Raw genomic sequence first — 16,768 nt, 5'->3', positions numbered from 1 at the left:
TTGGGGGCAATTAATCTAAAAAAAATGTAAGGTAGTTAGGCACATAATACCAACTACGCTAACACTGAAAAATATAAGTTTATGAAAAATTTAATTTTACTATTGAGCTTAGTTTGTGGTTTGGCAACAACCATGAATGCACAAGTTGAAAAAACGCTGGTTAAATCTGTAGCTTTAGCAACGTCTACTTCTGCAATTGTTAATTTGCCAGGAGAGGTAAGTCTACAAGAATGGGATAAGGACTTCATTAGAGTAACTACTCATTTGAAAGTAGATAATATGAGTGAAAATATTGTTAAACAATTGGTTGTTGTTGGGCGATATACTTTGGCGACAGATGTGGACCCATCTAATGGGACATTGATTATTACAATGCCTAAGGTTGCTAATCAAGTAACTGTAAAAGGTGTATTACTGGCAGAGTATTTGAGTTTTGAAATCAATGCACCTGAAGGGTATCAAGTAATTATTGAAAGCGAAGAAAATTTAGATAAAGCATCTGAAAATGGGGCGGTTGGTCAAGCTATGTAATTGCTAAATAAAGGGCAAAATAATCAAGTGATTATATACGAGCAAGCAAACCAGAGGTTTAAAAAAGGCACTATAAAAGCGCAAGAAGGTTGTTAGAAGTAAAATTCGAGCAACCTTTTTATTTTTTAGCCAAATCTATATAAGCCATGTGTTGGGGAATATATATTGTATAAGAAACATTTTCTTGAAGTTGTTCTCCTTTTACTACGAGTAAGTTTTCATTTTTTCTGGGAGTTAGCTTTAGACATTTTGTATTGGGATCTATTTCCTTGATCAAATCGTAACGCCCTTTTTGAGCAATAAACTCTAATAGTGCGGTGTTGTCAATTGCAAGGCTAACCCTTGTTTCTACCAAAATTCTACTTCCTTGAATATATTTAATATTTAGATTGGGGCTATTGACTTGAATACTGATAGATTGCGCCGCATCTATTGTAAAGCTTTGGTTGAGAGAGGTGGATACCTGAGCAGAAAGCAGAATAGGAAAAATAAAAAATATCCAAGCATAAAAATATTTCTTTGTAAGGGACGTCATATTTGTACTCATTGGTTAATTCTTTTTCATTGTAAATGAATGTATGGTGATACTAAGTTCTAATATGTTAATTAAATGCAACTGTTTATTCTTGCCAATGTTTTGATGGCAAAATTATGCCTTGCTTGATGGCAGATAGATTAGCTGCAATAAAAAATAAACTATATAAAGGCAATAAGTAATCGTTCATAAAAATTTATAGGCAAAAAGAATTACATTTTTAACTATACTTTTTTCTGTCCACTTACTTAATTATTAATAAATAAGCCTAAAAGACAATGCAATAGCGAGCTTTTATAAAGCTTTTTGGAGAAGCCAGAAGCAAGATTTTGCTATTATTAGACTAATATTTATTTAAATCAGGGACTTATTCTCTATAGATGTTATTATATTAGAACTTATAATTTTTGCTAATAATTGTTATTTATTACTCTGTTAAAAATCGTATTAGTTTGATTATCAGTAGAATATAGTTTTGTTGATTTTGGTGCTAAAAAGCTGATAATCAAACTAATGCAAGGTGATTTTTTATGTTTTTTATAGAAAAACTAAAAAATTAACGGAGTATTAGTTATTATTAAACAATATATAGCAATGTCGTTTCTTTTTTGCACCTCCCCCAAATGACACCACGTTAATTTTATCATCTATAAAGACAACACTAATTTGAGCGTTCAAAAGCAAACATCTAATGATTCCATTGAGCAACTATTTCACCTGAATTATTTGGCAAATGCCTGTACGGTGGGGGTACGACTTTTAACCCATTTTATATCAGGGTTTGGATGGGCTGCGTTTGTCGTAGATGGAGGATTATTGTTACTGCTACTTTGTTTTTTCTATTTATCGAAGTACAAGAAAGCTTACCTAAAGTTAATTTTACCTTTTATCATAACAACTCAAATTTTTGTAGCTGTATTGTGGTTAAGTTTTAATCAGATGGACAGCATGTTGGCACCAAGTTACTTGCTGGTAATCTTGTTGTATGGGCTTTGGACCAAACAAAAACACTATCAGCGGTTAATATTGGGGGTGACAATAGCCGTCATTGTCGTTGCGATCATAATTTCTTTGTATTTGAAATGGTGGATAGACAGAGGCTACATCGAACCATGGACGGAGTATAGCTTGATTACGCTTTATATTACTGGTCTGATTGCAATGGCTTTAAGGTTTTTGCACGATCGTATTCAACGAGAGAGGATCGAGTCAGAAAAAAATGCAGCTAAATTGAGTGCTGAAAAAAAAGAAGCCGAGCAAAAACGAGACTTGCTAGCGATGCTAAAAGACTTGCAGTCTGATTTCTTTTTGGAAGAAGATTTGAAAAATGCTTTTGATAATTTATTGGCTCAATTACTCAAATTAACAGGGAGTACTTCTGGGTTTGTAGGAGAGGTTATTTTAAAAGAAGATGCTTCTAATTTGGAAATTCATGCCTTCTCTACAACTCAATCAGATATTTCAGGCAAAGTGCTAGATCGTTTGTTTCCTTATATTATGGAGGCAGAGAACTATGTAATCATTAACGATGCAGCTACTCTAAAAACAGCGAATACCATAGAAAATAAACAACTAATTCGTAATTTCTTAGGTATTCGTGTAACGTACCATTATGAAACAGTGGGCGTTATTGGAATTGCCAATAGAGCAGGAGGGTATGACGAAGAATTGGTTCATTTGTTATCTCCTTTTTTGTCTACTTATGGCTCTATCTTGCAAAATATTCGACTTAAAAGAAAACAAAGAACTTACGAAAATGAATTGAAGGAGGCCAAAGAGTTGGCAGAATACTCGAACCGATTAAAGTCTCAATTTTTAACCAATATCTCTCACGAATTAAAAACACCACTATCTTTAATTTTAGGCCCTATTGATCTTCTCATGAAGAAACCCATCGCAGAACTGAACGAAGGGGAAATGAGAAGCTATCTAGGAATTATGCAGAAGAATGGTAGGAAAATGTTGGAGTATATTGAAGATATTATGGATTTAGCAAAACTAAATTCCAATGAACTTAAAATAGAGACCGAACCTGTTGTTTTGTTTCCATTTATTCAAAACTTATATACCTTATTTAAAACAGAAGTTGCTTACAGGGATATTAATTATACGCTTAACTACCAAGTAGATAAAAAGTTGGTTGTTCCACTGGACGCTAAGAAAATAGAAAAGATTATTAATAATTTGTTGTCCAATGCTTTTAAATATACAAAGGATGGAGGGCGGATTGTATTGAGTGTTTTGGTTGTAGGGCAAGCAATTAAAATTAAAGTAGAGGATACAGGAATAGGAATACCTGAAGAACATTTACCTTATATATTCAATCGTTTTTATCAAGTAAAAGGAGAAGGCGAAACGATTTTTGCAGGAACAGGAGTTGGTTTGGCTTTGGTCAAAGAATTGGCGGATATTCAAGGTATTGATATAAATGTAGAAAGTACCTTATCAGAAGGATCTTGTTTCTCTTTTAATTTGCCCTATCGTTTGCCTGATTCTTATGTCCCTGTAACTTCGACAATTACTTCAAAAGAACCCATTTCAAAAATTGCGACAACTGTAGAGGGAGAAAAAGATACTATCTTAATCGTAGAGGATAATTATGACATGCGACTATTTCTAAAAAAAATACTGCAAGATGAGTATGCTGTGATATTAACGGAAAATGGTTTAAAAGGTTGGCAAACCATACAAAATAGAGGAAGTCAATTAAGTTTAGTTATTACCGATTTAATGATGCCTGAAATGGATGGATTTGAACTCTTGGAAAAGATAAAAGGACAAGCTCCTAACGTAGATGTACCCGTTATTGTATTAACGGCCAAGCATGAAAAGGATAGTCGACTAAATGCACTTAGAATAGGAGTGGATGAGTATTTAACCAAGCCTTTTTCAATTGATGAATTGCTTGCTACTGTTCAGCATTTGATACAAAATTATCATCAAAGAAGAAAACTGAAGAGCTAGCAACAGGTTTTTATTACACACACACACACACACACATTTTATAGATACCATACTACATTGATCAATCACTACACCAAAGCTATGTCACAACAACAAAAACCTATTTTATATAAAGAACCAGATAGAAAGCTATTGCAGTCCATTTGTCTCTATGGACTAGGTATTATTTTCGTACGCTTAGTAACCAATTTGTATATCAGTATGTCATGGTTGCCTATTGTTGCAGATGTTATCATGGGGACAACAGCTATAGGAATTTATTTTTTATTAAAGAAAATAGAGAATTTTACGTTTTTATTTTGGCCTGTTGTGTTGATTACGCAGATAAGTTCTGTGTTTTTGTGGTTTGGGATGGGAGGCTTGTTGGGACCAACAATTGCATTTAATTTGGCGCTTTTGATGATTTATATTGTGACAGATCCTAATAACCAATATTGGAGAGTAGGAGTTGTTGTTGGGCTGTTTACACTAGTTACAATTGCTGTAGAGCAATTAAATCCTACTTGGGTTGCCTCATACCCCAGTTTCAAGCACCAAGCCATAGATACTTGTATTGTGTTTGTCGCAATGATTGTATTAGTGACATTAACAACACGTTTTATGAAAAAACGTTATGAGGAAGAACAGGAACTTGCAGATAAGAAGACCAAAGAATTGGCACTGGCCAAAAAAAGTGCAGAGGAAAATCGAGATTTACTGGCAATGATAAAAGAATTTCAATCTGGTTTTTTGTTGGAAGAACAAGCCGAATATTCTTTTGATACATTGCTTAAGCAATTGTTGGCAATCACGAGTAGTCAATATGGATTTATTGCTGAGTTAATTCATAAAGAAGATCAGATCGCTTTAGAAGCATTGACGGTTATGGATACAAAAGGTGCTTTGGAGCAAGGAGATTTGCTGCATGATACCAACTGGCAAAAAAATGGGCAGTCTATATTAAAACCATTACTAGATAAAATTCTAAAAGAAGAAACGTATATCTTGTCGGATAAAATTCCTCAAAAATATTTAGAATTAAAGCATTTTTTGGGATTTCCAATTACACACAATAATAAAATAGTGGGAATTTTGGGATTGTCCAATGTTATTGGCTACAAAGATCTATTGGCAGAAACGCTAGCACCTTTCTTATCTACTTATGGAACTATTATTCAAAATATTAGATTAAAAAGAACGCAAAGAAAGTACGAAGAAGAGTTGCGAAAGGCAAAGGAAACCGCAGAAGAAGCCGTATTAGCGAAAAATCGCTTGTTTACCAATATTTCTCACGAATTTAGAACGCCTCTCTCATTGATTGTAGGACCTGTCTCTGCTATTTTAAAACAGCCTCATGGAAGCATGGAGGAAACAGAAACACGCGAGTCTTTAGACATGGTTTTGAGGAATAGTAAGAAGGTGTTGAAGTATATTGATGATATTATGGATTTGGCAAAACTGAATTCAAATAAGTTAGAAGTGAGAAGACAAACGAATCACCTCCATTCTTTTATCGTCAACATTTATAATAATTTTAAAGTACAGACAAGTTATAGAAATATCAATTATCAATTAGAGTATAATGTTGATTATAACTTATTGGTGGATTTTGATACTTCTAAAATGGAGAAGATTATCAATAATTTACTCTCTAATGCTTTTAAATATACAATGGATGATGGCGCCATTACGTTGGCTGTAACAGATGTTGGAACAGCAATCAAAGTAGAGGTCAAAGATACTGGTATTGGTATCAAGGCAGAAGATTTGCCGTATGTGTTTAAACGGTTTTATCAAACCAAAGAGGCTGAAAAAAGAGCTGTTTCTGGTTCGGGCGTAGGACTTGCATTAGCACAAGAGTTGGCTTCTTTGCAAGGATTTGAAATTTATGTACGCAGCATTCTCAACGAGGGAACTACATTTTCCTTTTTGATGCCGAAAATAGAAGAAATTGTATCCCAACCGACAGTAGTACCTGTCAATCCTTTGGTGATTGAAAACAACTTGTTAGAAGAGACCAAGGATGTGAAAGAGGGCACTTCTGTTGTATCGCCAAGCCCTAAAAGTGACCAACCTCGTATTTTGGTAGTTGAGGACAATAACGATATGGCTGCGTTTATTAAAATGATTTTGGGGGCAGATTATGATATTTCATTAGCCGAAAATGGTTTGGTTGCATTGAATCTCTTGAAACAAGAGGGGGGACATTCATTTGATTTAGTTATTACCGACTTAATGATGCCTGAAATGGATGGGTATGAATTGTTAGAGCATATCAAAGCGGCTTCTTGGGGCAATAATTTGCCCGTTATTGTTTTGACTGCTAAATCTGGTGAAGCTAGCAAACTCAAGGCATTGACGATTGGTGTTGATGAATATTTGACGAAACCATTCTCTGTCGATGAGTTGAATATTCATGTTAAAAGACTGATTGAGAACGCTTTGGTTCGAAGAGATTGGCAGCAAAAAGCAAATGAGACGATTGAAGAGAAAGAGGACGAAAAAGCGACATCAGTTACAGATACCAATACATCGGTTGTCGAAAAGGAATCGGCATCGTCGATTGCTGCTCGTGAAAAAATAGAGGAAGCAAGAGCGGTTGTACTTAAAAATATTGATGAGACAGAATTTACTGTAGATGATTTGGCAAGAGCAGTGGCTGTAAGCAAACGCCAATTGTATCGTTTTATGCAAACTCATGTAGGGTTAACACCTTTAAAGTTTATCAATGAAATTCGTCTGCAAGAAGCTAGACGTTTGTTAGAGGAAGGTGCTTGTCGTACAGTAAAAGAGGTGTCTTATTCTATTGGTTTTATGTCTACGCGTCATTTTTCCAAAAATTATGTCAAGCGTTTTGGCAAAAAGCCTTCAGAGTATTTTAAGTAACAGTCCAATAGTTCTTTCACTAAAAAAATAGGAGACTCGTACGATTAGTTAGTACGAGTCTCCTATCTAATATTAGAACAGATCAGGTTTTACTTGAAATTAAGTTCCACAATCAAGGCATTGTGGTCAGATATTTCTTCGTTATTGGTGGGGAGGATAGAGGTTTTAATTCCCCATTGTTTTTGTTTGGGATTGTTGTGTTTACAAGCATTTTTAAGACTCAAAGAGAGTAAAATATGGTCAATTTGTTCTTGTTGCCCTTTGTAACTATACGTCCATCTTGTGGTATAATCTTCAAAATAATAACTATCGCCTGTTTGTATCAATTCCGTTTGAATGTCTTTAAATCCTCGAATGGTCAATAAAGCAGGGTGTCGTCTTTCACTATTTAAATCTCCCATAACAACCACGTGTTCCTCTTTTTGTAGATAAGGAATCATCACTCGTCGAGCAATTTCGGCTTGCATCAAGCGGCGTTGGTCGCTATCTTCTCCGCCTCGCTCTGATTTAAGATGAAATAAAAATAAATGAATGGGAGTACCTTTGTAGCTAATTGTTGCTTTCATCCCTTTACTAATTCCTGTTTCTTCTACCTCGTCTTGGTCAGATTCGACAAAATATAAACCTCGATTGGGAAAAGCTGGGACAATATCAGTTAACTCATATTTAGACAAGAAAGCGACATGTTGCCCTGTAGCAGAATCATGCGATTTGCAGACTTTCCAGTATTTATACTCCAATCCTTCTTTTTTTAATGTTTCTACGAGAAGCTGAACTTCAGAAGTATTACCAACCTCTGTTAAGCCTAAAACATCCGCATTAATAGTTTTGAGGTGTGCCGCAACCTTTTTAGTTGCTTCTTCAAATTTTTTTTGTCTATAACGATCGTCTTTCCATTCTTGCTTGGCATCTCTTGAGGCATATTTCATGTCATAAGGTAGACCATATTTCATATGAACTTTTCGTTTGAGTAAAAATTCACAATTAAAAGTTGCCAGCTTTAAGTCTTGCCCTATAAGCCATTGAAACGGGATTAATAAGACTAGCAGCAGGATTGTTTTTTTCATAATAATTATTGATTTGGTAATTTCTGTAAACGATTACATATTGATTAGTACATGGTGGTCTATTGCTAGAGAAAACAATAGAATAAAAAATGTTGAAGTTTGAACAAGCTGCTAATTAGCAATGACTTGTCGTTCAAACTTCAACATTTAAATTATTGGATCAGTTTTTTAGTAAAATGCTGTTTGCAAAACAGCAGCTAAAGTACGATTTTAATATGAATTAATAGAATATTAAATTGTTGTTGAACAATGAGGCAACTAGCAGCCCGAAGAAGGACGTTCCCCAATTCCCGACTCTTTGACCAGTCTCTTTAATGTTTTTTCATAAAAGTCTAGCAATAGATTCGTGATGTTTAGTTCAATATCAATCTTTCTAAATTCACCCCCTTTTTCTGTTTCTGGATGTTCATACGCCCCAATAGTAATAGGTACTTTCATAAAATCCAATTGTGATTTTACTGTCCAAGCACGAGCAATACCCAATTCCATATTTGATTTTAACTCACGAGTAATGTGACGAGTTGCTTTTTGAAGTGTATCTACTGTACCATCTTTATTTCCTAGAAAGTGTGTATAGGGAGTGCCATCGGGAATATCCAACGATTGATCGTACTTGCGACCAGAAAAACGGTAGCCATCGGTATGCCCTTCCAAATAAATGAAAAAATCTTCCTTACAACGCATACTAGCTTCACAATACTTGCTCAAGACTTCATTATCAACCCAAGTAGCAATTTTTTTGTAATACTCAGGATCACCCATTTTAGCCAAGTTTGTTTTTTGACATAAGTGAGGAGCCACGATATAACGAACACCAATATATCCCAATGGTTCGTATTCAACTGTTGTTTCGCAAGGTTGTTTGTCAGAGTTTAATTCTCCATACATAATTTGAGCAGACTTAGGACCAAAGGTTTCTCTTTCTAAGTGGGTCACACGCCTTGCTTCACGCACAAGCGTCCAGTATTTACACTGATAAGCTTTCCCTTCTAAGCGGCGAACTTGACAGGCTAAGTCATTATCATAAGACAAACCATGTTTGCGTTTTAGGTTGTTGATTTTTGCCAAATAAGCATCTCCTTTTTCACAAGGATCCAACAACCCTTTGATGACCCAAGATTTGGTTTGAGCGATTTTATCACAATAGAAATCAACCAAACGAATTTGGTGACGGACAACAGTATCAACAGCAGGATACCCCTCTGTCCAAGACATAATCGTATCTGTGGCAACATACAAATCCCAAGCAGCGCCGACATCTTCTAAATCTTTTGCCGCTTGTTTAACTTTGTTTTCCAAACTTTCTAATTTGTCTTCCGTTTCGCTGTCTAAAGTCAATAAATAGTCCTCTCTAAGTTTGTAAATATCTTTGACACGCTGTTCTCCTTTCTCACAGAAATTAACCGTACCATCAATGATGTAGGAACGAGCTTGAGCAATTTTATCACAATACTCAAACACAATATCCAAGTCACTAGACAACTTTTCGTCTGGCACAAAGTCTTTCCAAGTCTTATTAAGTTGCGCCAAGTTTTGATTTTCATTTTTCAATCGAGCTTTGAGTTGGTTCAATTGAGTTTGAGTGGCACTACTCAAATTAGGATTGTATTTATCAATTACTTTCTGCGCTTCGTCCAAAGCATATTGACCACTTTGGCAAGGATTGGTAAACCCGTCTAAAAGGTAGGATTGTACATCTCCTTCACGATTACACATAAATTCGTGTTCATATTCTAAGTCTTTGCTAACCTCTTTATTAGCTAGCAAATAGTCCCAAGCCTTTTTTAAATCAGCAGCTTCTTGTGTCAATCGAGCGACCTCTTTTTGCAAAAAGTCGATCTTAGCAGTTGTTTTAGAAGTTAATTCAGGGCTATATTCTGCTTTGAGTTTTTCCAAGTCGTCCAAACGTTGTTGACCTCGTTCACAGATATTTAGAATCCCATCCATTGTATAAGCTTTGGCAACAGCTGCTTTATCACAATATTCGTATCCAAAGTCAGCTTTACCAGATAATTTATTGTCTGGTAAAAAATCTTCCCAAGCTTTATTTAATTTAGTTAATTCTGCTGCTTCATTGCTAACCAAATTTTTAAGCTTCTTTAACTTAGAGGTCGTGACATCATCCAAAGACGGTTGGTGGTCTTTGCGAATTCTCGCAATGCTATCCAAGGCATTTTGACCTTCTGTACAAGGATTGCTCAAGCCATCCATTAAATAGGCTTTTACTTCTGCGGAACGATCACAAATAAATACATGCTCGTATTGGGCACCACTAGGCAATTTTTCTTTTGGTGTAAATTTAGCCCAAATGCTATTTAAATTGGCTAAACCTTGATCACTTTTGTTGACCTCTGCTTCCAACCATGCTATCTTATCCGCCACATCTCCAGGCACATCATGCGACATACTAGCTTGAAGCTCTTTGATCTTGGCCAACATTTCGGAACCTGTATTACAAAAATCAGCAGCAGCTTTTAAAAGACAAACTTTGATATTGGGAACCGTGTAGCAACCAATGACAGGAATGTCTGTTTCAAAACCTGGTGACTGATCGGTTTCTATAAACTTAGTCCATACAGGATTGAGCGCATCAATACCTGCCCAGAGGGATTTCATCATTTCAATTTCCTCATTTAATCCCTCGACACTTTTCGGATCAAAACTTGTTTTAGCCAATTTCAAAACACGGTTTTCAAAATGATTTCTCGCATCTTTAAGGTTGGCTTCACAATAGTAAGCATGTGCCGTCATATAAAAGAACTTGCAAAGCGTTCCTTTTTCGCAAACCGTTTTGGCTTCTGGAACGGCTGCAATATCTTTGCGCGTCACACTGCTTTTGTCATTTAAGAAGCGTTGCCAAATTGGAACCAAGTCTTTATATGCTTTAATTTTTACCTTCATTAATTCATAACGCTCCTTGAACCCTGGGACTTTGTCTTGGACAGCCGTGCCCATGGACTCAATTTCTCGCATCATTTTGTCGGCACTAGGAAGATTATCAGCACAAAAATACGAGTTGGCATACATCAGAGAGTATTTGATATAGTTGGCTGGTTGAGATTTCTCAGGCTTCACCAACTTGGATACATTCGATGTTTTTTGATTACCTAAAAACTCTTGCCAAGTTTCTTCCATGTTGACCAACTGCGCTTGCATGTAGTTCGGTAATAATAATCCGATATTCAAAAGAAAAGGAACTAAAAATAGTCGATTTGAATGCATAATTTTATGTTGTTTTGTAAAATGGATATGGTATTGGTGTATATCTATCTCTAGACACCCAAAGCAATTTTAGCATAAAAAAAGCTTGGGGATTTCTTAAAATTAATGATTTTTTGCTTAAAAATGAAGAACGCCTTACACAAGACAATCTGTGCAGACGTTCTATATTTAGTTTTGGAGTACATAAAAATGAGGATTCTAAAGAGAGAAATTTTACGGACATTTACCAATATTAACCCGCAACAATTCTACTTGGTAATCCAATTCATCTCCGTATTTGACAGCTTCTTTTCGCTTTAGGTAATCAATCTTAGATAAGTAAATTTGTCCTTCTTTACAAGGTCTCATCAAGCCTTTCATTACCCATGCTTTAGTTTGTGAAATAGGATCACAATAGACCTCTGCTAATTTAATTGTACGCTGATCTACTTTAGAAAAATCATCCATACTAATACAGGTGTTCCAAGCCTTATTCAAACCTTCTAAACCTGGTTTGCCCTCTTCAACCATTTTGTACAAAATTTCTAATTTATCCTCCATGATTTGATCCAGTGTCAATAAATAATCTTCTCTCAACTGGGTAATATCTTTGAGACGTTTTTCGCCACGGTCACAGAAATTGATAATTCCATCCATGATATAAGCACGGCATTCGGCAATTTTATCACAGTAACTAAAGATGAAATTAATTTCTCCAGAGAGTTTATTGTCAGGAACAAAATCTTCCCAAGCTTTGGTTAACGTGGCAACATTGCCTCCTTCGTTGGACAATCTACTGCGTAATTTTTTTATTTGTGCTAATGTTTCATCGCTTAATTTAGGATTGTGTTTAGACATGACTTTATCTACTTCAGTCAAGCCATATTTACCACTCAAACAAGGGTTGGTGTAACCATCTAGTAGGTAGGCCTTAACATCCATTTCTCGATTACAAGGAAATTCATAATCATATTCATAATTATCACTAACCTCATCATTAGCTAACAAATACTCCCAAGCTTTATTGAGAACCTCATGTTTAGCATTTAACTTACTAGATTTGGCTTCCAAAGCATCCAATTTCGCTTGTGTTTCCGAATCTATCGTTACCTCATTTTCATCCAAAACATTTTCAATATCGTCTAAGCGTTGTTGTCCTTTTTCACAAACATGAATGGTTCCATCAATAATAAACGCTTTAATTTCTGCTAGTTTATCACAATATTCAAATGCCAAGTCATAATTTTTGGAAAGAGCATCATCGGGTAAAAAATCTTCCCAAGCGTCGTTTAACACCGTTTCGTCACCACTGCTCACACTTACAGCCGCTTTGAGTTCTTTGAGTTTTTCCATGGTCAATGAAGCAAGGGCAGGTTTGTGTTCTTTGCGCACTTTAGAAATATTTTCCAACGCCTCTTTCCCTTTTCTACAAGGATCCATTAAGCCATCCATCAAATAGGCTTTGACCTCTGCTTCACGATCACAAGCAAAGACATATTTGTAAGCAACATCGCTAGGCAGATTGCCTGTTTGTGTAAATTTTTTCCAGTAGGTATTGACAATCGCCAAATCTTTTTTGATGTTGCGCACCTCTTCTTCGATGAAATCCATTTTATCAATAATAATAGAAGGAATTGGGTAAGTGCTTTTCTTTTGCAACTCTTTGAGTTTGTCCAACATTTTTTCTCCAACGCCACAAATGTCATAAGTAGCTTTAAGAATACAGGCTTTCATATTAGGAATAACATAACAATCAATAACAGGCATTTCGGCTTGCATGCCAGGAGAAATACCTGTTTCGATATAAGCTTCCCAAGCAGGAGTTAATTCATCCATTGCGTCCCAAAACTGTGTCATGCGCTCTACTTCCTCGCCCAATCCTTCTATATCATTGGGATTAAAAGTTGTTGCTACAAGCCTACGAATGCGACTATCAAAAACATCTCTTGCTTTTTCTAAATCTTTTTGACAGAAGTAATCGTGCGAAATCATATAAAAGTACTTACACAATGTTCCTCGCTCACAAATCTTTTTGGCTTCGGGATGTGCCTCCACTTCTTCTTTTGAAACGCTTGTTTTGTTATTTAAGAATTTTTCCCAAATAGGGTCCAATGCTCTATAAGCCTTCATGTTTTCTTTTAAGCCCAAATAACGTTCTTCAAATCCAGGAACACGATCCCAGACTTCTTTGCCCATAGCTTCTATTTCGTGAATCATTTCCTCCGCACTTTCGATATTATCACCACAAAAGTAGGTATTGGCATAAATCAAAGAATATTTGATATAATTAGCAGGTTGAGACTTATCTGGCTTTTTCAATTTAGAAATATTAGCCGTTTTTTTGTTGCTCAAAAATTCTTGCCAAGTTTCTTCCATATTGACCAATTGCTGAGCTTGAGAAAACTGTGGCAATGAAATCAGCAAAGCTAAAGAGCATACTGTTAAAAGATATTTGTTCAAAATCATAATTATAATAGTCTGTGTGTTTTAAAGCATCTCTAAAAATAAGAATCGTTTTTTAGACAAGTGCTTATGATGTTTGTTAGAATAGAGTTTATTTGAATAATACTCCGTTGATTTTTTAGTTTTCCTACGAAAAACGTAAAAAAGCATCTTGCATTAGTTTGATTATCAGCCTTTTAACGCAAAAGTCAACAAAGGTACATCTTACTGGTAATCAAACTGATACGATTTTTCAACGGAGTAATGTTTGAAAGTTGAGAGACTAAAAATTAGAAATAGTTTTTATGATTTGATAAAAAATAAAACACTTTATCTTATACAAGAACCAACCCAAAAAATATTTTAGAGCCATAAAAATATAAAGAAAAGGTTCTATGGGCTTCTACCAAAGCATGTTATTGACCCTTTGAAATTGGGAGACAAGGCAATTTATAAAAGCATCCAAAACAAATAATCTCCAAAAATAGAACGTCCATATCAACATAAAGTTAACATGAACGTTCTCAATATTATTGTGTTACCAATCGTTTCTTTTCTCAAAAAAGGAGACACGAACAGTGCCCAAAAACGATTAGAATTGTATAAGAAGGGGCTTAGCAACCTAGTTTTGGACGGTTACCAATACCTGATTCTTCTACTAATTCTTTTAATGTTTTTTCATAGAAATCCAACATCAAATTGGTAATATTCAATTCAATTTCGATGCGACGGAATTCACCTCCTTTTTCACTAGAAGGATGCTCATAAGCTCCTACCGTAATCGGAACTTTCATAAAATCTAATTGTTGTTTTACCGTCCAAGCACGAGCAATTCCCAATTCCATATTAGATTTTAAATCGGTGGTGATATTACGAGTTTCCTTTTTCAAGGTATCAACAGCACCACTGCTTTTTCCAACAAAGTGCGTATAAGGTGTACCCTCAGGGATGTCTAAAGAATTATCATATCTACGACCAGAAAAACGATTTCCATCGGTATGCCCTTCTAAATAAATATAAAAATCCTCTTTACAGCGCATATTGGCCTCACAATATTTGCTCAAAACTTCATTATCAACCCAAGTAGCAATTTTTTTGTAATACTCAGGATCTCCCATTTTAGCCAAGTTAATTTTTTGGCAAAGGAAAGTAGTAATGGTATACTGAATACCAATTTTACCGAGTTGTTTGTACTCAACCGTTGTTTCGCAAGGCTGTTCTTCCGAGTTAAGGTCTTCGTACATAATTTTAGAGGAGGCAGGACCAAAACGTTCACATTCTTCGTAAGTGATTTTCCAAGCTTTTAGTACCAAAGCCCAATACTTACATTGATAAACCTTTGATTTCAAACGGCTAACTTGACAAGCCAATTCTTTGTCGTACTTCAGATTGGCTTCTTTTTTTAGTTTATTAATTTTAGCCAAGTAAGCATCGCCTTTTTCACAAGGATCTAAATGACCTTTGATGACCCAAGATTTAGTTTGAGCAATTTTATCACAATAGAATTTTACCAAACGAATGTTATCACGCACGGTTCCTGTATCTTTTTGAGGGAAACCTTCTTGCCATTCCATTGTCTTGTCGGTGCTGGTATACAATTCCCATGCACTGTTTAAATCTGTTAAGTCTTGGTCAGACTCGTCTTGTTTAGCTTGTAGATTATCAATTTTTTTGAGCACAGCATCTGCCAATTCAGGGCTATCGCTATCACGTAATTTAGCAATATCTTCTAAACGACTTTTTCCTTTTTCACAGAAATTAATTGTTCCATCCATGACATAAGCTTTTACTTGAGCCTCTTTGTCACAGTACTCAAACACAAAATTAATTTTGCCTTTGATTTTATCATCAGGAACAAAATCTTCCCAAGCCTCATTTAATTTCGCAAGATTTTCAGCTTCTTTATTAACTCTAGCCTTCAATTGCTTCAACTTAGTCATTGTTTCAGTATCTAAAGAAGGATTGTGTTCCTTTTTTATGGCTTCAATTTTGTCCAAAGCCGCTTTTCCACCACCACAAGGATCTGCATATCCATCCATGATATAGGCTTTTACCTCAGCTGCTCTGTCGCATACAAACTCATGACCATAGTCGATTCCACTAGGTTTGCTTTCTGGCAAGAATTTTTTCCACGCTTTGTTTAAGGTAGCTAAGCCGTCATTATTTTCAGCAACAGCCTTTTCTAACCATTCAATTTTATCTGCTACATCCGAGGGAATAGGATGCGTATTGGTTTTTTGAAGTGCTTTAATCTTTTTGAGCATTTCATCTCCTACGCCACACAGATCAGCCGTAGCTTTGAGAATATACTCTTTCATATTAGGAATCGAATAGCATTCAATGAGTGGTAATTCTGTATCAAAACCAGGAGATTTGTCCGTTTCAATTAACTTTTCCCATGCTGGATCTAGTTTGTCAATACCAGCCCAAAGTTTTTTCATCATTTTCACACGTTCATCCATTCCTGTTACGTCCTTGGGCTCAAAAGACGTTTTATCTACTAGTTTTTGGACACGATTTTCAAAATGTCCTCTAGATTTTTTCAAATCACCTTGACAATAATAATGCATGGCAGTCATGTAAAAGTACTTACAAAGCGTTCCTTTTTCACAAACAGTTTTAGCATCTTTTACTTCATTTTTTTCCAATTCAGCAATGTCAATGCTTTCTCCATCGAGGAAGCGAACCCAAATTTTACCACAAGCTTTGTAAGCAGCAATTTTAGTTTTTAGGTCTTCGTACTTATCCGTAAAGCCAGGAATTTTAGCATGTGCTTCGGTACTAATAGCAGCTACTTCTCGCATCATTTTTTCTGATTGGGTCAGGTCATCGGCGCAAAAATACGAATTGGCATACATCAAGCAGTATTTCAAATAATTAGCTACCTGTTCTTTGCTGGGTTCTGTTAGTTTACTAATGGCAGAAGTTTTGGGATTTTTTAAAAATTCTTGCCAAGTTTCTTCATAGTTAACTAGTTGAGCTTCTGCCGTGGGTAGCCAGAAACCTATTCCTACTATTAGGCAAAGTAAATAATGTAAGTTCTGTCTCATACTTTTTGTTTTTAGAATTTTAGAAACAGCTAAGGGTGTTGGAATAAGAAGTAGCCATTCCTAAAAAATAGTATGTTAGTTAAATAATGTGTTTTTTAGAGACGAAAAAAATT

Annotated in this window: 8 protein-coding genes; 3 read left to right on the top strand and 5 right to left on the bottom strand. The window is 35.4% G+C overall.

Features of this window, described 5'->3' with window-relative positions; all coding sequences use genetic code 11:
* Positions 1 to 81: 81 nt before the first annotated feature.
* Complete coding sequence (locus QP953_RS24805) at positions 82 to 531, top strand: hypothetical protein (RefSeq protein WP_052597635.1); 450 nt, start codon at positions 82 to 84, stop codon at positions 529 to 531.
* Positions 532 to 649: 118 nt separating this feature from the next.
* Here the strand turns inward: QP953_RS24805 and QP953_RS24800 are convergent, their stop codons facing one another.
* Complete coding sequence (locus QP953_RS24800; RefSeq protein WP_156039790.1) at positions 650 to 1,078, bottom strand: hypothetical protein; 429 nt, start codon at positions 1,076 to 1,078, stop codon at positions 650 to 652.
* Positions 1,079 to 1,732: 654 nt separating this feature from the next.
* Here QP953_RS24800 and QP953_RS24795 point away from each other — a divergent pair.
* The gene (locus tag QP953_RS24795; RefSeq protein WP_309553270.1) at positions 1,733 to 4,030 is read left to right on the top strand and encodes a response regulator; all 2,298 of its coding nucleotides are present in this window, start codon (positions 1,733 to 1,735) and stop codon (positions 4,028 to 4,030) included.
* A gap of 81 nt (positions 4,031 to 4,111) precedes the next feature.
* A complete protein-coding gene (locus QP953_RS24790) occupies positions 4,112 to 6,895 on the top strand; it encodes a response regulator (RefSeq protein ID WP_052597632.1) in 2,784 nt (927 codons plus the stop codon).
* 89 nt (positions 6,896 to 6,984) lie between these two features.
* On the opposite strand, the gene QP953_RS24785 is transcribed toward QP953_RS24790, so the two are convergent.
* The 4 genes from QP953_RS24785 to QP953_RS24770 all read right to left on the bottom strand — a co-directional run bounded on the left by QP953_RS24785 (position 6,985) and on the right by QP953_RS24770 (position 16,655).
* Entirely contained in the window at positions 6,985 to 7,962 is a 978-nt protein-coding gene (locus tag QP953_RS24785; protein ID WP_052597631.1) for an endonuclease/exonuclease/phosphatase family protein, read from the bottom strand.
* A 258-nt stretch (positions 7,963 to 8,220) separates the two neighbouring features.
* A complete protein-coding gene (locus tag QP953_RS24780; protein ID WP_309553269.1) occupies positions 8,221 to 11,184 on the bottom strand; it encodes a hypothetical protein in 2,964 nt (987 codons plus the stop codon).
* Positions 11,185 to 11,397: 213 nt separating this feature from the next.
* Positions 11,398 to 13,629, bottom strand: coding sequence for a hypothetical protein (locus QP953_RS24775; protein WP_309553268.1), 2,232 nt, complete (start codon positions 13,627 to 13,629; stop codon positions 11,398 to 11,400).
* 590 nt (positions 13,630 to 14,219) lie between these two features.
* Complete coding sequence (locus QP953_RS24770) at positions 14,220 to 16,655, bottom strand: hypothetical protein (protein WP_309553267.1); 2,436 nt, start codon at positions 16,653 to 16,655, stop codon at positions 14,220 to 14,222.
* Positions 16,656 to 16,768 lie beyond the last annotated feature (113 nt).

The sequence above is a fragment of the Aureispira sp. CCB-E genome, from assembly GCF_031326345.1.
In the GTDB taxonomy this organism is placed as follows: Bacteria; Bacteroidota; Bacteroidia; order Chitinophagales; family Saprospiraceae; genus Aureispira.
Note: the sequence above shows the minus strand (reverse complement) of the source record. Positions and strands in the feature narration are given on the sequence as shown.

Coding starts and splice junctions, on each gene's coding strand:
- QP953_RS24805 (WP_052597635.1), top strand. CDS start 82: ATGAAAAATTTAATTTTACTATTGAGCTTAGTTTGTGGTTTGGCAACA.
- QP953_RS24800 (WP_156039790.1), bottom strand. CDS start 1,078: ATGAGTACAAATATGACGTCCCTTACAAAGAAATATTTTTATGCTTGG.
- QP953_RS24790 (WP_052597632.1), top strand. CDS start 4,112: ATGTCACAACAACAAAAACCTATTTTATATAAAGAACCAGATAGAAAG.
- QP953_RS24785 (WP_052597631.1), bottom strand. CDS start 7,962: ATGAAAAAAACAATCCTGCTGCTAGTCTTATTAATCCCGTTTCAATGG.
- QP953_RS24780 (WP_309553269.1), bottom strand. CDS start 11,184: ATGCATTCAAATCGACTATTTTTAGTTCCTTTTCTTTTGAATATCGGA.
- QP953_RS24775 (WP_309553268.1), bottom strand. CDS start 13,629: ATGATTTTGAACAAATATCTTTTAACAGTATGCTCTTTAGCTTTGCTG.
- QP953_RS24770 (WP_309553267.1), bottom strand. CDS start 16,655: ATGAGACAGAACTTACATTATTTACTTTGCCTAATAGTAGGAATAGGT.